This window comes from Floridaenema flaviceps BLCC-F50 (assembly GCF_041929275.2).
Classification (GTDB): domain Bacteria; phylum Cyanobacteriota; class Cyanobacteriia; order Cyanobacteriales; family Aerosakkonemataceae; genus Floridanema; species Floridanema flaviceps.
On sequence record NZ_JBHFNR020000002.1, the window covers coordinates 370,616 to 388,399 of the forward strand.

16 protein-coding genes and 1 pseudogene are annotated in these 17,784 nt (G+C 41.3%); 11 read left to right on the forward strand and 6 right to left on the reverse strand.

Annotated features, from left to right (window positions below; all coding sequences use genetic code 11):
* Positions 1–52: 52 nt before the first annotated feature.
* From ACE1CI_RS21530 to ACE1CI_RS21545, 4 genes are all read left to right on the forward strand, one after another.
* Positions 53–1,573, forward strand: coding sequence for a NarK family nitrate/nitrite MFS transporter (locus tag ACE1CI_RS21530; RefSeq protein WP_413261919.1), 1,521 nt, complete (start codon positions 53–55; stop codon positions 1,571–1,573).
* 116 nt (positions 1,574–1,689) lie between these two features.
* Positions 1,690–3,909, forward strand: coding sequence for a molybdopterin oxidoreductase family protein (locus tag ACE1CI_RS21535; protein WP_413261920.1), 2,220 nt, complete (start codon positions 1,690–1,692; stop codon positions 3,907–3,909).
* A gap of 14 nt (positions 3,910–3,923) precedes the next feature.
* Entirely contained in the window at positions 3,924–4,400 is a 477-nt protein-coding gene (locus ACE1CI_RS21540) for a phosphate-starvation-inducible PsiE family protein (protein WP_413261921.1), read from the forward strand.
* The gene (locus ACE1CI_RS21545) at positions 4,387–4,845 is read left to right on the forward strand and encodes a nitrate reductase associated protein (RefSeq protein WP_413261922.1); all 459 of its coding nucleotides are present in this window, start codon (positions 4,387–4,389) and stop codon (positions 4,843–4,845) included. The genes ACE1CI_RS21540 and ACE1CI_RS21545 overlap by 14 nt, the downstream gene beginning before the upstream one ends.
* Before the next feature lie 59 nt (positions 4,846–4,904).
* On the opposite strand, the gene ACE1CI_RS21550 is transcribed toward ACE1CI_RS21545, so the two are convergent.
* The 6 genes and pseudogenes from ACE1CI_RS21550 to ACE1CI_RS21575 form a co-directional block, all read right to left on the reverse strand.
* Positions 4,905–5,390 (reverse strand): DUF29 domain-containing protein, encoded by a 486-nt coding sequence (locus ACE1CI_RS21550; RefSeq protein WP_413261923.1) that lies wholly within the window; start codon positions 5,388–5,390, stop codon positions 4,905–4,907.
* Positions 5,391–5,734: 344 nt separating this feature from the next.
* Positions 5,735–6,542, reverse strand: a pseudogene (locus ACE1CI_RS21555) (type 1 glutamine amidotransferase).
* Entirely contained in the window at positions 6,539–7,585 is a 1,047-nt protein-coding gene (locus ACE1CI_RS21560; RefSeq protein ID WP_413261925.1) for a retroviral-like aspartic protease family protein, read from the reverse strand. Before ACE1CI_RS21560 ends, ACE1CI_RS21555 begins: the two are co-directional and overlap by 4 nt.
* Positions 7,586–7,646: 61 nt before the next feature.
* Complete coding sequence (locus tag ACE1CI_RS21565; RefSeq protein ID WP_413261926.1) at positions 7,647–8,210, reverse strand: SH3 domain-containing protein; 564 nt, start codon at positions 8,208–8,210, stop codon at positions 7,647–7,649.
* A 17-nt stretch (positions 8,211–8,227) separates the two neighbouring features.
* Positions 8,228–9,601, reverse strand: a complete 1,374-nt coding sequence (locus tag ACE1CI_RS21570; protein WP_413261927.1) for a MurT ligase domain-containing protein — start codon at positions 9,599–9,601, stop codon at positions 8,228–8,230.
* Positions 9,602–9,763: 162 nt separating this feature from the next.
* Positions 9,764–10,225 (reverse strand): hypothetical protein, encoded by a 462-nt coding sequence (locus ACE1CI_RS21575; RefSeq protein WP_413261928.1) that lies wholly within the window; start codon positions 10,223–10,225, stop codon positions 9,764–9,766.
* Between the two features lie 651 nt (positions 10,226–10,876).
* Here ACE1CI_RS21575 and ACE1CI_RS21580 point away from each other — a divergent pair.
* From ACE1CI_RS21580 to ACE1CI_RS21610, 7 genes are all read left to right on the forward strand, one after another.
* Entirely contained in the window at positions 10,877–11,497 is a 621-nt protein-coding gene (locus tag ACE1CI_RS21580) for a L,D-transpeptidase (protein WP_413261929.1), read from the forward strand.
* Positions 11,498–12,069: 572 nt separating this feature from the next.
* Entirely contained in the window at positions 12,070–12,594 is a 525-nt protein-coding gene (gene hoxE / locus ACE1CI_RS21585; RefSeq protein ID WP_413261930.1) for a bidirectional hydrogenase complex protein HoxE, read from the forward strand.
* Between the two features lie 44 nt (positions 12,595–12,638).
* The gene (nuoF, locus tag ACE1CI_RS21590) at positions 12,639–14,261 is read left to right on the forward strand and encodes an NADH-quinone oxidoreductase subunit NuoF (RefSeq protein ID WP_413261931.1); all 1,623 of its coding nucleotides are present in this window, start codon (positions 12,639–12,641) and stop codon (positions 14,259–14,261) included.
* Positions 14,262–14,322: 61 nt separating this feature from the next.
* On the forward strand, positions 14,323–15,039 hold the full coding sequence (gene hoxU / locus ACE1CI_RS21595; RefSeq protein ID WP_413261932.1) for a bidirectional hydrogenase complex protein HoxU: 717 nt from the start codon (positions 14,323–14,325) through the stop codon (positions 15,037–15,039).
* Positions 15,027–15,575 (forward strand): NADH-quinone oxidoreductase subunit B family protein, encoded by a 549-nt coding sequence (locus ACE1CI_RS21600; RefSeq protein ID WP_413261933.1) that lies wholly within the window; start codon positions 15,027–15,029, stop codon positions 15,573–15,575. Before hoxU ends, ACE1CI_RS21600 begins: the two co-directional genes overlap by 13 nt.
* Before the next feature lie 106 nt (positions 15,576–15,681).
* Positions 15,682–16,260 (forward strand): thermonuclease family protein, encoded by a 579-nt coding sequence (locus tag ACE1CI_RS21605; protein WP_413261934.1) that lies wholly within the window; start codon positions 15,682–15,684, stop codon positions 16,258–16,260.
* A 30-nt stretch (positions 16,261–16,290) separates the two neighbouring features.
* Entirely contained in the window at positions 16,291–17,718 is a 1,428-nt protein-coding gene (locus tag ACE1CI_RS21610) for a Ni/Fe hydrogenase subunit alpha (protein WP_459563991.1), read from the forward strand.
* Positions 17,719–17,784: the final 66 nt, after the last annotated feature.

A 17,784-nucleotide genomic window follows, 5' to 3' on the forward strand; every position in this document is an offset into this window, starting at 1 on the left:
TAGAGAGAATTTTGCTAATTTTTTGTCTTGCATGATTTGAAGGAAGTTTTCAATGTTAACAGAAATGTGGTCTTTGAAAGGGCGATACAAGATATTACATCTTACTTGGTTTGCCTTTTTTCTAACTTTTGTTTGTTGGTTCAATTTTGCGCCATTTGCCACTACGATCGGGAAAGAATTACAACTAGAAGAAGCCCAAATTAAAACCTTATTAATATGTAATTTGGCTTTAACAATCCCAGCGCGAATTATTATTGGGATGTTACTAGATAAATTTGGCCCTCGCATTACCTATTCCGCCTTATTAATGTTTGCAGTTGTGCCATGTTTGGCAACAGCAATGTCCCAAGATTTTGGTCAATTAGTCGTTAGTCGGTTGCTAATGGGAATTGTTGGCGCAGGGTTCGTAGTTGGGATTCGCATGGTGTCAGAATGGTTCCCACCTAAAGAAATCGGAATTGCGGAAGGAATTTATGGGGGATGGGGTAATTTTGGTGCCTTTGGTGCAGAATTTGCCTTACCAACAATTGCACTTTCTACTGCTTTTTTAGGTGGTGGCGCAACTAATTGGCGTTTAGCGATCGCATTAACAGGCATAGTTGCCGCAATTTATGGCTGGATTTATTATCATAATGTGCAAGACACTCCGGCTGGAGTAACTTACAAAAAACCCAAGAAAAGTGGGGCGATGGAAGTAACAAGCGTTCGCAGTTATTATGCAATGCTTCTATCAAATTTTGGGTTAATTTTTGCTCTCGGTTTATTAGCTTGGCGGTTAGCCCAACCAAAAATTCACTTTTTTAATGCGGAACAAATGGTGTTTGTTTGGTTATTATTAGGTTTCTTGTTTGCTTATCAGACTTTCAAAGCTTGGGAAGTTAACAAAGACCTTTTAGAAGGACACAAAACTTATAAACCTGCTGAACGTTACGAATTTCGCCAAGTTGCTTTGTTAGAATTGTGTTATGTAGTGACTTTTGGTTCAGAATTAGCAGCGGTTTCCATGTTACCTGGGTTTTTTGAAAAAACCTTTTCTTTGGAGCACGTTATGGCTGGAATGATTGCTGCTAGTTACCCGTTTTTAAACTTAGTTTCTCGTCCTAGCGGTGGGTTAATTTCTGACAAATTGGGTAGCCGGAAATGGACAATGACAGCTATTGCAGGTGGAGTAGGAATTGGTTATTTATTAGCCCATAGTATCAATGCTAGTTGGTCGATTCCATTTGCGATCGCAATTACCATGTTATGTGCTTACTTCGCCCAAGCTGGATGCGGCGCAACCTACGGCATAGTTCCCCTAATTAAAAAGGAAATTACCGGACAAGTTTCTGGCAATGTTGGCGCTTATGGTAACTTCGGCGGCGTGGTATTTCTCACAGTTTTTAGCTTAACTGATGCCCCAACTTTGTTTACCACAATGGGAATTTCTGCACTAGTTTGTTGTCTGTTATGTGCCTTCTATTTGAAAGAACCAAAAGGTTCTTTTGCTGCACACTACGCTGAAGAAACAGCAACAGAAGCGCCAGCAACTAAACCTCTTCCCAAACTAATTTACAGACCAGAAGAAGAATAGTAAACGGTGAATAGGTAATAGTTAATAGGTAATAGGTAAGGACAGTACAACTACTTATTACCAATTACCAATTACCAACTACCAACTACCAACTACCAAATTACAGCGAAAAGCTTATGACTGACTCAACTAAAACACTTTGTCCATATTGCGGTGTAGGCTGCGGTTTAGAAGTTTCTCCACCAGCACAACCTGGAAAACCTGTAAATAGAGACAGTCAAGGATATCCAAGTTGGAAAGTACAAGGCGATCGCAACCACCCTTCAAGTCAAGGTATGGTATGTGTTAAAGGTGCAACAATTGCTGAATCTTTAAACAAAGACCGCTTACTTTATCCCATGATGCGAGAAACTTTAGACCAACCTTTTCGCCGTGTAACTTGGGATGAAGCACTCAACACCATAGTTAAAAGAATTCAAACAGTTCGCTACACTCAAGGCGAAGATGCTATCTGTATGTACGGTTCCGGGCAATTCCAAACTGAAGATTATTATGTTGCCCAAAAACTCATCAAAGGCTGTCTCGGTACTAACAATTTTGATGCCAATTCTCGCCTTTGTATGTCCTCAGCAGTATCGGGATATATTCAAAGTTTTGGTGCCGATGGCCCACCCTGTTGTTATGATGATTTAGAATTGACAGATTGCGCGTTTTTAATCGGAACTAATACCGCCGAATGTCACCCAATTATATTTAATCGTCTGCGGAAATATCACAAAAAAAGCAACGGCAAAGTCAAAATGATTGTCGTCGATCCGCGACACACAACCACAGCCGAAGCCGCAGATTTACACTTAGCAATTAAACCCGGAACTGATATAGATTTAATGAATGGAATTGCCCATTTATTGTTACGTTGGGGTTACATTGACCACCAATTTATCGATGAATGTACGGCAAATTTCCCCGCTTATGCAGAAGTAATTAGTCAATATCCGCCTGAATATGTCGCGAAAAAATGCGGCATTAAACTGGAAGATTTAGAAACTGCTGCCCGTTATTGGGGACAGTCAAAAAGTGTGTTGTCGATGTGGTCAATGGGTGTTAATCAATCTTCGGAAGGAACGGCTAAAGTTCAAACGATTAATAACTTACATTTGATGACCGGACAAATAGGAAAACCAGGGGCAGGGCCTTTTTCTTTGACTGGTCAACCTAATGCAATGGGAGGCAGAGAAGCTGGCGGTTTGTGTCACATTCTCCCAGGTTATCGCATGGTGAAAAATCCCCAACATCGCGCTGAAATTGAAGAACTTTGGGGACTTCCCCCTGGAAGAATTGCGGCTAAACCTGGTCTTACTGCTTGGGGAATGATTGAAGGATTAGAAACAGGAGAAGTAGGATTTTTGTGGATTGCGGCAACAAATCCGGCGGTGAGTATGCCAGATTTAGAAAGGACGAAAAAGGCATTGTTGCGATCGCCTTTCACCGTCTATCAAGATGCCTATTATCCAACAGAAACCGCTGCTTATGCCCATGTTTTATTACCCGCTGCCCAGTGGAGTGAAAAAACGGGAACGATGACAAATTCGGAACGGCGAGTTACACTTTGTTCGGCGTTTCGCGATCGACCCGGAGAAACCAAAGCCGACTGGGAAATCTTCGCTGAAGTTGGCAGACGTTTAGGCTTTACCGAACAATTTAAATTTACTAATTCCGCCGAAGTTTACGCCGAATTCGCCCGATTAACCAAAGGGCGACCCTGCGACATGACAGGGTTAAGTCACGCCAAATTAAAAGCCCAAGGCCCGCAACAATGGCCTCATCCCGCTGATGGTAATCTACTAGAAGGCGCACCCGCCCGACTCTACACTGACCATCGTTTCCACACCCCCGACGGACGCGCCCGCTTTGCAGCATACCACTCTCGCGGACTAGCCGAACCACCAGACCCAGATTATCCCTTAGTCTTAACAGTAGGCAGACTTTACGGACACTGGCACACCCAAACGCGCACCGGGAGAATTGAGAAAATCACCCAAATGCACCCCCACCCCTTCATCGAAATTCATCCCCGCGATGCCGCAAAATTGGGGATTCAAGATGAAGAATTAGTCGAAGTACGGAGTCGGCGCGGAGTTGCCCGTTTTCCCGCCAAAGTCACCCAAGCAATTGCCCCCGGAACAGTCTTCGTCCCGATGCACTGGGGCGCACTTTGGGCAAAAGACGCAGAAGCCAACGTTTTAACCCATCCCGAAGCTTGTCCCATTTCCTTTGAACCAGAATTAAAAGCCTGCGCCGTACAATTGGCAAAGGTTACAGCAGATAATCTCTCTGCTGATACTTTACTGAGATCCCCAAAATCTAGTATGCTTTCACCGTTACCTTCTGTGTAAAGCAGACGTAAAAAATGGGATTTTTCAGGAATTTATCCAAACAAGCGAAACGTATGAGTAGCGATGAGGAGTTTCTAGGTTTTATTAAAGTTATAGAAAGCCTAGTCTCCAAAGTCCTCTCCTTGGCAATGATATTGGTTATTTTAGTTTCAGTTATAGACTTAATTGTTTATTTATGGCAAGACTTATTTTTTCAGCAACCAGTAGGTTTTTTTACGACCACTGTTATTAAAGTCTTTGGCTTTTTTTTAAATATTTTAATCGCTTTAGAATTGTTAGAAAATATTACCGCATACCTGAAAAATCATGCTGTTCAGGTAGAATTAGTTATTATCACTTCTCTAGTTGCTGTAGCTAGAAAAATCATTATTTTAGATTTAGATAAAGTTGATGGAGTAGAATTGATAGGGTTGGCGATCGCCATTTTAGCTTTATCAATTAGTTTCTTGATAGTTCGCTTTATGAATAAGAATTCCCATGACCACCACTAAATTCTTTCAATTCGAGGCAGATTTTGTTAATACTTTGCGCTGTATTCCAATGGTAGTAAGGTATAAATTGGACACTTGCGGAATCAAGTTAAAATTGTCACATTGGAATCATTTTAACTTGGCAGAAAGAGAAGCACTGGTAGACTTACCTTGTGCAACCGCAAATGAAATAAAAACCTATCGCGAATTTCTCCAAGAATTAGTAGTTAAACAAACTGGCGCACCCGCTTCCGAATTACCAATTGAAGAAAATCCAGCTTGGATGGATAATAAGAACATTCCTTCTGAGGTGTTAGAAAAAGCCAAGGAAGTAGGGGTAGATATGGCGATCGAACAATGGGAAAGTTTATCACCTGTACAGCGTTTTGCTTTAATTAAACTTAGCCGTCCCAGCCATGAAAATCACAACTTTTTGCCAGCAATGAAAGAGTTTAAATTGATTTAGGGACTGGGGACTGGGGACTAGGGATTGGGGACTGGGATTTTTTATATAAATTAAACAGGTTACTTTAATTCTGATTCTGTTGATTCTCCAGGGAAAAAGTCTTTGTCTAGTATTTGCTCTAAATTGTAACTGCATTCTTGAGGAAAAAGGCTTTCATCTAAGGAAGTTTCGCGACTAGCTAAATCCAAAGCATCGCTGTAACTTTCAACCACAGCTTCCTCTAAGTAAGGTTTTAAGCTAGGACTCTCTTTTATCAGTTGTTTAATTTGATAGCGTTGTTCGTAAATAGTATTTGACCAACTCTTAGAACGTTTACCTGGTTGATATTCCCACTTCAGCAAATGTCCGATTAAAACTCTTAAACGGTTCCTTAATTCTCTGCGATCTTGTTTACCCAAAGATTCAATCTCCTCAGCTAAATTCGGAAGATCTAAACTATCCAATATACCTTCTCGCAAAAATTTTGCTTGTTCGATAGTCCAAGCATAGAAATCTGTTTCGTACAAATCCGAAGATTTAGAGATACTTAATTGCGGTGGGTTCATATAATTAGGTTTGTTGTAGCGACTTTAGTCGTTTCTTTCCTCCAGAATAGCACTGAAGTGCTTACAACGAACCTGGTTTGTTGTAGCGACTTTAGTCGTTTCTTTCCTCCAGAATAGCACTGAAGTGCCCACAACGAACCTGGTTTGTTGTAGCGACTTTAGTCGTTTCTTTCCTCCAGAATAGCACTGAAGTGCCCACAACGAACCTGGTTTGTTGTAGCGACTTCAGTCGTTTCTTTCCTCCAGAATAGCACTGAAGTGCTTACAACGAACCTGGTTTGTTGTAGCGACTTTAGTCGTTTCTTTCCTCCAGAATAGCACTGAAGTGCTTACAACGAACCTGGCTAATAAGCGGCTAATTCGCTAACTCCTAACTTTTTAAACATTGCTTCCCGTGCTTGCATTGCTAACCCGTCATCTAATGATTTTAACTCAACATTTGTCTGATATTTTTGTTGTAACGCTGTTTTAACTAACCAATCGGCTAAAAAGGGATTTTTCGGTAAAACTGGGCCATGTGAATAGGTGGCGATCGCATTATGAAAAAATGCCCCTTCCATACCATCTTCGCCATTATTCCCGTAACCGCTGATGACTTTTCCTAACGCTTCAACTTTGCCTAAATAAGTCCTTCCGCCATGATTTTCAAAACCAATAATTACAGGAGGTTTACCTAACATTGCGGTTAATTCTTCAGCTAATTTCGATGCCGTAATTTCAAAAACTACGTTACCAATACAACGTTTTGCTTCAATTCCGGGATGCTTACTTACAAAGTCAAATAATCCTAAACCTTCAATTCTTTGACCTAACGCAGGTTCGTAATAATGACCTAACAATTGTGGTGCACCACAGGTAAAAACTCCGGGTGTTCCTGCTTCTATCTTTTCGCGCAACGCTGTTGCTTTGGCACCTTTTAAATCGCGCATGACTATTTCTTGTTGTCTGTCTTGTGCGCCGCCACCAACTAACAAATCAACTTGATGAATTTCTGTTACTGATGCTTGTAAATCTAGAGGGATTACTTGTACATTAAATCCCTGCCATTGAGCACGTTGTTGAATGCAGATGACGTTTCCGCGATCGCCATAAGTACTCATCAGTGTTGGATAAAAGCCAGCCAATTTTTAATTCCATCTGTTGATTGTTCATTGTGTTTTTAATGGGGTTAAAACTAAACTACCTCTTTGGGGAAATTTTCCGTTTACTGATTGTTCAAATCGCCAGTGTTGGACAAACTGGTTTAAGAAATTCTGCCCTAAAATTCCGTCTACTGCAAGCACTTTCAACACGGAAGTATTTAAAACTACTGCTTCCAGATTGTTTAGTTGGTAATTTTGTATTTTAACTTGGTCAAGTGTGAGAGATTTCGCAGGTTCTAAACCGCAAAAACCCTGCACGCTGATATCTTGCATTTTACTGGAATCAACGGCTAATTTATCCGCAACTTCCTGGGAAATAAAAATACTTTCCGCGCCAGTATCAATTAAAAAGGTAAAAGGCCCTTTCCCATTAATTTCCACTTCTGCTAACATAACTCCTAGTTTACCTTGCAGGGGAATTGCGCGATTTTTCTCTGCTGTGGGTAACACAGAAGGCGACAAAAGTTGTAATTGTTGTTTGTTGGGATTTATAATTAAATCGAATTGACTAAAAAAGTCCATTCCCAAAACACCTGTTAATTCATCAGGAATTACCGCCTTTGACAATTCTAAAACCATTAGATCGTTAATTTGTGCATTTTGAGCATTTATAGTTGGTAAACGATGCAAAGTAGCATCCATATTTAAGCAGTCATTTCCCGCCACAGCAAATTGTACTCTCTCTCCGGGAATTGCAGTTCCTTTTAAATTTAATTCTCTGCTTAATTGACTTGCAATCATGGAAGTTGCTGCACCTGTATCTACTAAATATCTGCCAGATTTTCCCCCTAATTTTAAGTCAATTGTCCACACTTGTCCGCCTGCAACTAAACGCATTGGTAAAGTCGCTTCGCCTGAAACTTTTGGCGGAGGTAATTCCATGTTTTGCAGACGAACGATCGCTTTTAGTTGCGATAACTTAGAAAGTGCAATGCTTGTTTTAAGATTCAGATTAATAGCTGAAACGGAAATATTTTCTATTAAACCACAGATGAAACACAGATGAACACAGATGAACACAGATGGAATTATGAATAACTTTAATTTCCTCATATTTTTCTTAGTTTCTCTCTTCTCGTCTCTGCGTCCTCTGCGTCTGGAGTGGTTCAAAAAACTAAGAACAAGTAGTTAAAGGATTACCACATTGATCGTCAACTGCTAACCAACCTTGAACTCTTTGATAACCAACAAACGCCCATTTACCTTGACATCCTAACAATCTTACTGCCGTATTAGAAGGAATTGTTCCTATTTCCTTTCTACCGCGATCGGGTCTAGAATAAACCGAAACTTTCTTTTTATCATAACCGCGAGTAGTAGTGCCTAATTTGGAAGCATAAACCCAACCTTTGCCTTGAAAAACTACTTTCCCACTTGCATCTTCCGCTTTATTAATTGCTAACCAATTTCCTTGAGAAGCAATCACATCAACTAACACTCCATCAGTATTTGTCGGCAATTTTCCCAAAATTTTTCCCTTAGTATTTGGGTTGGCGCGGACATTCAAACCTTGAGGATCTTTATCGATCACATAACCGTAAATTTGACAAGCTTTCTGATTAGATGTTACCTGTTTTTGTAATGCTGTGGGTACAGATTGGGAAACTAAAAACAGGTTGGGATTTTGCCAACCGACGACAACACCTAATAATAGATTAGCCAACAACGTAATTTTCATAAAAGACTCTAGAAAAATTAAAGGATTTGTTTACCTGTCAGCAATCCTCGCACTTCCAACATTGCCGAATAGGTTGGTAAAATGTGTAAAGTTTCACCAACTGGAGTATGTTCTAAGGCAGTAGCGATCGCCTCTGACAAATCCTCTTTGACGATCAATTTACAGCCATTGTTCCCGTTAGTTTGGCTATACTTAATCCGTAACGCCATATCATAAACGCGATCGCCACTAACCACAATATTTCCCCCCGATGCCACTAACTTTTCTGTGTCAACATCCCAAATCCAAGACACATCAGTACCATCGGGAATGCGATCGTTTAAAACCATCAAAGTAGTAGCTGCACCCCCAGCTTTTTTAATCTCATTCACCGTGCGAATTGTCTCATTCATCCCCACCGGATTTTTAGCTAATAATATCCGCACTTTCTTACCCGAAATTTCCAACTCTTCCGCCCGTCCAAAAGCAGCTTGAAAGTTTTTAATTGTCTCTAAAATTACGCTTTCTGCAACGCCGATTTGTTGTGCTAATAACGTAGCGGCTAGGGTATTATATTTATTGTAAAGTCCGATGAGAATTTGCGGCCATTTGCTACTATCAATATTAACTTGGCTCTTTTTAAATCCACAATTCGGACAATCAAAATCTCCCAAATGGGAAAGGTAAACCCCTTGATAATTTAAAGATTGACCGCAACTTGGACAATAAATCGAGTCTACCGCGTGGGGAATTTCATCTAAATAATATTGCGGTTCGCTTAAACCAAAGAATAGAACTTTCTGCTGTAAATTCTGCCCTAAATGAGATAAAGTTGGATCGTCAGCGTTAGCAATTATTACTGTATCTTGGGGTAGAGTTGCGATCGCCTTTGACCAACGTTGACTAATCGTATCAACTTCCCCATATCGATCCAACTGATCCCGAAACAAATTCAAACACAAAATAAACTTCGGTTGAATCTTCGGTAAAACCTTGGGAATTACATTTTCATCAACTTCTAAAATCGCGTAATCTGCCTTTAACTTACCAAACAAATTAGTCCGTTCAATTAACGCCGTCGCCAAACCATTTTCTAAATTCGCGCCAGCTTCATTATGTACAACTCGCCAACCCTGATTTTCTAACATCTTTCGCAGCAACCGCGAAGTTGTAGTTTTCCCATTCGTACCCGCAATCATAATCACGCCGTACTTCACTTGGCGACTCAGCAAAGATAAAATTCGCGGTTGAATCCGACTCGCAATTTCTCCCGGTAAAACACTCGCTGCACCTAGTTTTAGCGATCGAATTATATAAGTAATTGTATTTGCAGCTGAAACCGCCACACTCAATCGCAGTTGATCCACCAAATTAATTTTCACTACCCCATCCTTGCGATCGACTAAAGTCATTACTACAAACCTACAAACTCAGTTGGGATTATATCGCTTCTTTTGAAGTTTGCTACAGATGATTGGCATTCCCGCAAAAACTAAGAAGTGACACCGCCTTTCTAATTGACGGTATCACTTCTCAAGCAATTGTTGAATTTAGTACACCAAATCCACTCCTGATTACCAAAGACCGCGAACTGGCGGCGGTGGTGGTGGCGGCGGTGGTGGTGGTGGTGGCGGCGGTGGTGGTTCCTCTGGCGGTGGTGGCGGCGGCGGCGGCGGTGGTGGCGGCGGCGGCGGCGGTGGCGGCGGTGGTGGCGGCGGTGTTACCGCAATTGGTGGTCTGTACAATCTCACTTCGTAACCGCACTGTAATCTTGTGGCTTCCACCAGCGTTCCCGGTCGCAATGGCAGGACTGCGGCATCCACCAAATCCAGCCTGACATCTTCAAATTGACCATTTTCCGCTTTAATTGTAGCTATATCGCCGACAATGCTGACTATTCTGCCAATCAGCTTCTCTCCCGTGTTTAACTTCAGGCGATTTTCTTTTTGCCCTTGTTGGGAGTCACAATGACTTTGTTGTTTCGTACTAGGTGGTTCAGCAGCGATCGCTGGATGCACTGCTAGTAGGGTCAGCAATAGCAATACCCCCCTACTCATCAATGCGTTCACTTTCCTCACATCCATTACAACCTCACTTGGAGACGAATTTGCTACAGACAGAACTCTTTTGCTTGATTCTTCGTAGCTACCCGGAGCATATCTACTAACAATTCACCCATCCCCAGAGGTAGTTTCTGTTTTGGGAACTGTTAACTTAGAGACATTGGTCACGGATAGAAGTTCAGGTTTTAATACCTGGCTTTTTTAGCTCTATTTAGAACCGCAAACAGCTAGACTAAAGCAAATACCACTTCATAAATATAGCGGATCTTTGACCAAAAAAGCATTAATAGTTCATAAAACCATAGACAAATATATCCGATTTTACTTCGTAGGGTTTTACTCCAACCAATAGCTTAGTTGGGGATCAATGACAAGCAAATTATAAATTGAGCGATCGCGAATCAATTTCTTAGCATATAAGCTAGAACATTTTGGTGGAAAGCTAACCGAGATTGTTGACATCTCCCCTGGTGGGAAACAAGGGGGATTCTAAAAGGATATTACACCTTGGTCTTTACGACACAAGGCTTTACTTCTTTGAGGATATTTCACAATACTATAAGATCTAACGGAGAAACTGACATAGGTCTGAAGTCTCGTTATATCGTTTGCTAGGAATAACAAATGAAAAAAATGGTGAGAGGAGAAGCATTAACCAAGAGCTTCCTGCTAATCTGCTTTAGTACAACGTTTTTCTCATTCGGGAGTCAACAGCAGGCTACAGCGTCTATCTTCAGGAATAAAGGAGTAGAACTTACTAAAAGTCAGCCCATACCTGAAAGTCACACAGTACCCACAACTCCATTACCAAGTCAAACTCCCGGTACTGTGCAACCATCCCCTGTTAGTCCTGTTGAAGATACTTGGTTGAAGATTAAGTTACAAGAACGTCGCGTTTATGTTTACCGAGATAATCAGGTAAAAACCAGTTTTCCCGTTGCGATCGGAAAACCTGGTTGGGAAACTCCCACAGGCAAATTCCAAATCATACAAATGGTTAAAGATCCAGCTTGGCAACATCCTTGGAATGGGAAAGTCTTTCCCCCTGGCCCAAATAATCCTTTAGGTGTGAGATGGATTGGTTTTTGGACTGATGGCAAAAACACCATTGGTTTTCATGGTACTCCCAATGAACGGGTGATGGGACAAGCAGTTTCTCACGGTTGTGTGAGAATGCGAAATCGCGACGTAGTAGCTTTATTTGAATTAGTGCAAGTAGGCACAACAGTAGTAGTAGAACACTAAGTTCTAACCAAGAACTTTATAATCTGTAACTCTTGTCTGGACATTAAAAATTACTAATCTGTTTTCCCTTTTCCCTGTACTATATTAAAGTGCAGGGTTTATTTGTATAAGTCGTCTATGCTACAAGTCTTTAGCTGTTTGTTTTTAACTACATAAATGTTGTTTATTTAGAAATATTACTAAGCTGACTCTTAATTTATTAAGTCTCTATTTTACTACATTAAATTATTATTTACTGAAAATCATTATTGATATTTACAACATAAAATTTACAAACATTAAGTAATACTGTTTAAATAGGCACAGATGAAAGTAATTATGCAAAACTAAAGTTAGATGCCAAAGTGATAGTTAAGTTATAGGAACAGGAGCAACACAAGCATACAATCTCAAGTTCACCTACAGTAAAAGCCCAGTTAGACAGCTAAACATCCATCTTTTCTTAAACAATTGACTAACAAAAAAGAAAGAAAAGATTAAGTCAGATGAGTTTGATTGTTGAATGTGTTATGAGCTACAAAAAAGCTTTGAGCGTTAAAAGATACTAGCTCTAAACCGTAAGGATATAAACTATGCAATCTACGACAACTAAAAACCCACAAAAATCAACAAAAGAACATCCAAGTGGAGATAAGCGTTTCAAGGCATTAGACATTACGATGAAGCGTAATCAATACCGTCAAGATGCCTTAATTGAAGTATTACATAAAGCGCAAGAATCATTTGGTTATTTAGAAGAAGATGTATTAGTCTATATTGCCAGAGGATTGAAGTTACCTTTAAGCCGTGTCTATGGTGTTGCCACATTTTATCATCTATTTTCTTTGAAACCGAGTGGCGCTCATAGTTGTGTAGTCTGCTTGGGTACTGCTTGTTATGTAAAAGGTAGCGGACAAGTTTTAGAAGCACTAGAACAAAAAACTGGAATTCATCAAGGCGAAACAACTCCAGATGGACAAATGTCGCTGATGTCAGCACGTTGTATTGGTGCTTGTGGCATTGCGCCAGCAGTAGTTTTTGACGGCACAGTAGCGGGTAAAGTTACGCCAGAAGAAGCGCTAGAAAAAATCAAAGGCTGGGATGTTAATCCGGGGTAATTGCTAATTAAATCAAGTAAAAATTACGAAGTGATTTAACGACTATGGATATCACAGAATTGCAAGAAATTGCGGAAAAAGAACGTGCTAATCAGAAGGAAATTCGCGTTCATTGTTGCACTTCTACAGGTTGCCGTGCTGCCAATTCAATGGGTGTAAAAAAGAATTTGGAAACGGCGGTTAAAGAGCATGGAATGAGCGATCGCGTACAAGTTGTCGGCGTAGGTTGCATGGGTTTTTGTGGCAATGGCCCATTAGTAGAAATTGACTCCCAAGAAAAACTTTACGAACAAGTTACACCCAACGATGCAGAAAGTATTATTAATGCTTTAAATGGTGGTGGTATTCCTACTGCACCAGAAGGCGATTTAAAACATCCATTTTTTGCTCGTCAAGTAAGAATTGTGCGGGAAACTAGCGGTAAAATTGACCCCGAAAAAATAGAAGAATATATCGCTGCTGGTGGTTATCAATCACTATATAAAGTAATTCATGATTTTACACCGCAACAAGTAGTAGAAGAAATTACTAAAAGCGGTTTGCGGGGTCGAGGTGGCGCAGGTTATCCTACAGGTTTGAAATGGGCGACTGTGGCGAAAATGCCACCCGGACAAAAGTATGTAGTTTGCAATGGTGATGAAGGCGATCCCGGTGCATTCATGGATCGATCGGTCTTAGAAAGCGACCCCCACAGAGTTTTGGAAGGAATGGCGATCGCAGCTTATGCCGTTGGCGCAAGCGAAGGTTACATTTACGTTCGCGCCGAGTATCCTTTAGCCATTGAAAGATTAGAAACTGCCATCAAACAAGCAAAAAAATACGGCATTTTAGGCAGTCAAATCTTTGAATCAAATTTCGACTTTAAAGTGAGCATTCGCATCGGTGCAGGTGCATTTGTTTGCGGCGAAGAAACAGCTTTAATTGCATCCATTGAAGGCGGCAGAGGAAATCCTCGCCCTCGTCCTCCTTACCCAGCACAATCAGGACTTTGGGATTGTCCAACTTTAATTAATAACGTAGAAAGCTTCGCTAATATCGCCGTAATTATCCGCGAAGGTGCAGAATGGTACGCAAGTATTGGCACCGAAAAAAGCAAAGGCACCAAGATTTTTGCTCTCACTGGGAAAGTGAAAAACAACGGTTTAATTGAAGTGCCAATGGGCATTACTTTGCGCGAAATTGTTGAGGAAATGGGCGGCGGAATTCCTGGCGGCGAAGTAAAAGCTGTGCAAACAGGTGGGCCTTCTGGCGGTTGTATTCCTGCTTCTTTATTGGATACTCCTGTTGATTATGAATCACTCGCTAAAGTCGGATCGATGATGGGTTCTGGCGGTATGGTGGTGATGGATGAACAGACAAGTATGGTGGAAGTTGCCCAATTTTATATGGAATTTTGTCGGGGCGAAACTTGTGGAAAATGTATCCCTTGTCGCGCTGGTACGGTGCAAATGTATCAGGCTTTAACTAAGATTTTGAAGGGCGAAGCGACTGAGCTTGATTTGGTGAAGTTGGAAGAACTTTGCGACATGGTTAAGTTTACTAGTTTGTGCGGTTTAGGTCAGTCGGCACCAAATCCTGTTTTGAGCACTTTGCGCTATTTCCGTGAGGAATATTTGGCTTTGTTGAAGCAGGGGGTTCTTAATGGAAAGGTTGCTGTTCATGGTTAGGGTTTTTAAGAGTTTGAACCGCTAAAGACGCAGAGAGCGCAGAGAAGAAAATGGAGGGTTTATGTCTGTTAAGACTTTGAAGATTGATGGGAAGGAAATAGCGATCGAAGAGGGCGCGACGTTATTACAAGCGGCTAAGGAAGCGGGGATTAGAATTCCGACTTTGTGCCATTTGGATGGTGTTTCTGATATTGGTGCTTGTCGGTTATGTTTGGTTGAGGTTGCAGGAATTAATCGGCTTTTACCTGCTTGTGTGACGGAAGTTTCGGAAGGAATGGATGTGCAAACAAACACTCCGAAGCTGAAGGAATATCGCAAAATGATTATCGAAATGTTGTTTTCTGAAGGTAATCATGTTTGCGCGGTTTGTGTGGCGAATGGGAATTGTGAATTGCAGGATTTGGCAATAGAAATGGGGATGGATCATTCTCGTTTCCCCTATCGTTTCCCGGAACGCGATGTTGATGTTTCTCATGATGAGTTTGGCATCGATCATAACCGCTGCGTGTTGTGTACAAGATGCGTGAGAGTTTGCGATGAAATTGAAGGTGCTCACGTTTGGGATGTGGGTTTTCGTGGTGCAGCGGCTAAGGTGATTACTGGGTTAAATCAACCTTGGGGCACGGTGGATGCTTGCACTAGTTGCGGTAAATGTGTGGAAGCTTGTCCGACTGGGGCGATCTTCCGTAAAGGCGCAACTGTGGGAGAAATGGATCGCGATCGCAGCAAGTTAGATTTCATCGTTACCGCACGGGAGTTGAAACAATGGACAAGATAAGATTCGCTACAGTTTGGTTGGCTGGTTGTTCTGGTTGCCATATGTCTTTTCTCGACTTAGATGAATGGTTAATTGATTTAGCCGAAAAAGTCGATGTGGTTTACAGTCCTGTCGGTTCAGATATTAAAGAATATCCCGAAAATGTGGATGTTTGTTTTGTGGAAGGTGCGATCGCAAATGAGGAAAATTTAGAGTTAATTCTCAAAGTTAGAGAAAGAACTAAATTCTTAGTTTCCTTCGGTGATTGTGCTGTTACAGCTAACGTTCCAGCAATGCGAAACATGATCAAAGGGACCGATCCGGTGTTAAGACGCTGTTATTTGGAATTGGGCGATATAACTCCACAATTGCCAAATTTCCCCGGTATTGTTCCTGAATTACTTGATAAAGTGCGTCCCGTTCATGAAGTAATTAAAGTTGATATGTTCTTGCCGGGATGTCCGCCTTCTGCACCCAGAATTAAAGCCGCACTAGAGCCACTTTTAAGAGGAGAAGAACCTGTAATGGAAGGGCGAGAAATGCTCAAATTTGGTTAATTGTCATTGGTCATTAGTCATTGGTAAATCTCTGACTAATGGCAGATGACAAATGAATGACAAGTAAAGCCCACTGATAGTAAAAGGGTAAAAAAAGAGGATTTTTATGAGTAGGAAAAACTACAAAAAGCACCTTTTTTGGCAAGGTCTAATTACTTTGCTGTTACTTTTACTCATCGGTGGCATAACTAGCCAATTTTGGGGCAGCACTTCCTTAGCTTCTGTGAGAACGCAGTCGGCAACAGTTCTTAACGTTATAGATGGCGATACCCTAGATGTAAGAATGGCGCAATGCAGATTACCAATCAACGGAAATACTCAACAATGTAGAATTAGAATTGCCTGCATTGATACGCCAGAAAGAGGGCAAAATCCTTTCTATCAACAAGCTAAAAACCGACTTGGAGAATTACTGCCTCGCGGAACAAATATTACTTTGAGAGATACAGAAACAACTGCGGGCGATCGCATAGTTGCAGAAGTATTTACAGGCGGAAGATCTGTAAGTATTCAAATGGTAAAAGAAGGCAAAGCTGTCGCTTATTGTAAACATCTCAATGTTTGTCCTAGTTCTCGCAATGCTTTATTGAGTGCAGAAGCATCAGCAAGAAAAGTAGGTTTAGGAGTGTGGAATCCCCAACGACCTTGGACACAAAGTAGAGAAAATCACCCCTGTCGTAGTTAAGCAAGTAGAGCAAAGATTCAAGAGGATGTTATGTCCAAAACAGTAGTTATTGACCCAGTTACGCGCATAGAAGGACACGCCAAAATTTCGATTTATTTAGATGATGCTGGTGAAGTAGATGATGCCCGATTTCATGTAGTCGAATTTCGCGGTTTTGAGAAGTTCTGCGAAGGTCGTCCGATGAGCGAAATGGCAGGAATTACAGCCAGAATTTGCGGCATTTGTCCAGTAAGTCACTTGTTAGCTTCCGCAAAAACTGGCGACAAAATTTTAGCAGTTAAGATTCCCCCAGCAGCAGACAAATTGCGCCGAATGATGAATTTGGCACAAATTACTCAGTCTCACGCTTTAAGTTTTTTCCATCTCAGTAGCCCCGATTTCTTGTTAGGATGGGATAGCGATCCCGCAACTAGAAATGTGTTTGGTTTAATTGCTGCTGATGCAGAATTAGCGAGAAAAGGTATTCGTTTGCGTCAGTTTGGACAACAAATTATCGAATGGTTAGGCGCGAGGAAAATTCACGCAGCTTGGGCGGTTCCTGGTGGTGTGCGATCGCCTCTTTCCGAAGAAGGAAGGACGTGGATTCGCGATCGCTTACCCGAATCTCGCCAAACCATAGAATTAGCTTTAAATCTGTTTAAAGGGATGCTAGATAATCTCACAACAGAAGTCCAAGCTTTCGGTCTTTTCCCATCTTTATATATGGGTTTAGTCGGCAAAAATGGCGAGTGGGAACATTACGACGGACACCTACGTTTTGTTGATAGTCAAGGCAATGTTGTTGCTGATGGACTGAGTGAAGATAATTACAAGGACTTCATTGGTGAAGCAGTGGAAACTTGGTCTTACCTCAAATTTCCCTATTACAAACCTTTAGGTTATCCTGATGGAATGTATCGTGTAGGGCCATTAGCAAGACTGAATGTTTGTGATTACATTGGTACGCCAGCAGCAGACAAAGAATTGCTAGAATTTCGCGATCGCGCAGGTGGAAAAGCCGCTAATTCTTCCTTCTTTTATCACTATGCGAGATTGGTTGAGATATTGGCTGCGATCGATAAAATCGAACAATTAGTAGAAGATCCCGACGTAGTTTCCAGTCGAGTTCGCGCCGATGCAGGTGTTAATAACTTAGAAGCAGTTGGTGTTAGCGAAGCACCAAGAGGCACATTATTCCATCATTATCAAGTAGATGAAAACGGTTTAATTCAAAAAGTTAACCTGATCATTGCTACCGGACAAAACAATTTAGCGATGAACAAAACCGTCGCCCAAATTGCCAAACATTACATTCACGGCAACGAAATTCCCGAAGGAATGTTAAACCGCGTAGAAGCAGGAATTCGTGCTTTCGATCCTTGCTTAAGTTGTTCCACTCACGCAGTCGGACAAATGCCATTGCATATCGAATTAATCGCCGCAGATGGCAAAGTTGTTAACGAAGTTTATCGTAATTAGGTAGTAGGTATTGGGTAGTTGGTAGTTGGAAAATATTCCCATTACCTACTACCCACTACCCACTAC

Coding starts and splice junctions, on each gene's coding strand:
- ACE1CI_RS21570 (WP_413261927.1), bottom strand. CDS start 9,601: ATGACTTTAGTCGATCGCAAGGATGGGGTAGTGAAAATTAATTTGGTG.
- ACE1CI_RS21560 (WP_413261925.1), bottom strand. CDS start 7,585: ATGAGGAAATTAAAGTTATTCATAATTCCATCTGTGTTCATCTGTGTT.
- ACE1CI_RS21605 (WP_413261934.1), top strand. CDS start 15,682: ATGAGTAGGAAAAACTACAAAAAGCACCTTTTTTGGCAAGGTCTAATT.
- ACE1CI_RS21565 (WP_413261926.1), bottom strand. CDS start 8,210: ATGAAAATTACGTTGTTGGCTAATCTATTATTAGGTGTTGTCGTCGGT.
- ACE1CI_RS21540 (WP_413261921.1), top strand. CDS start 3,924: ATGGGATTTTTCAGGAATTTATCCAAACAAGCGAAACGTATGAGTAGC.
- hoxE (WP_413261930.1), top strand. CDS start 12,070: ATGCAATCTACGACAACTAAAAACCCACAAAAATCAACAAAAGAACAT.
- hoxU (WP_413261932.1), top strand. CDS start 14,323: ATGTCTGTTAAGACTTTGAAGATTGATGGGAAGGAAATAGCGATCGAA.
- ACE1CI_RS21580 (WP_413261929.1), top strand. CDS start 10,877: ATGAAAAAAATGGTGAGAGGAGAAGCATTAACCAAGAGCTTCCTGCTA.
- ACE1CI_RS21550 (WP_413261923.1), bottom strand. CDS start 5,390: ATGAACCCACCGCAATTAAGTATCTCTAAATCTTCGGATTTGTACGAA.
- ACE1CI_RS21545 (WP_413261922.1), top strand. CDS start 4,387: ATGACCACCACTAAATTCTTTCAATTCGAGGCAGATTTTGTTAATACT.
- ACE1CI_RS21610 (WP_459563991.1), top strand. CDS start 16,291: ATGTCCAAAACAGTAGTTATTGACCCAGTTACGCGCATAGAAGGACAC.
- ACE1CI_RS21535 (WP_413261920.1), top strand. CDS start 1,690: ATGACTGACTCAACTAAAACACTTTGTCCATATTGCGGTGTAGGCTGC.
- nuoF (WP_413261931.1), top strand. CDS start 12,639: ATGGATATCACAGAATTGCAAGAAATTGCGGAAAAAGAACGTGCTAAT.
- ACE1CI_RS21530 (WP_413261919.1), top strand. CDS start 53: ATGTTAACAGAAATGTGGTCTTTGAAAGGGCGATACAAGATATTACAT.
- ACE1CI_RS21600 (WP_413261933.1), top strand. CDS start 15,027: ATGGACAAGATAAGATTCGCTACAGTTTGGTTGGCTGGTTGTTCTGGT.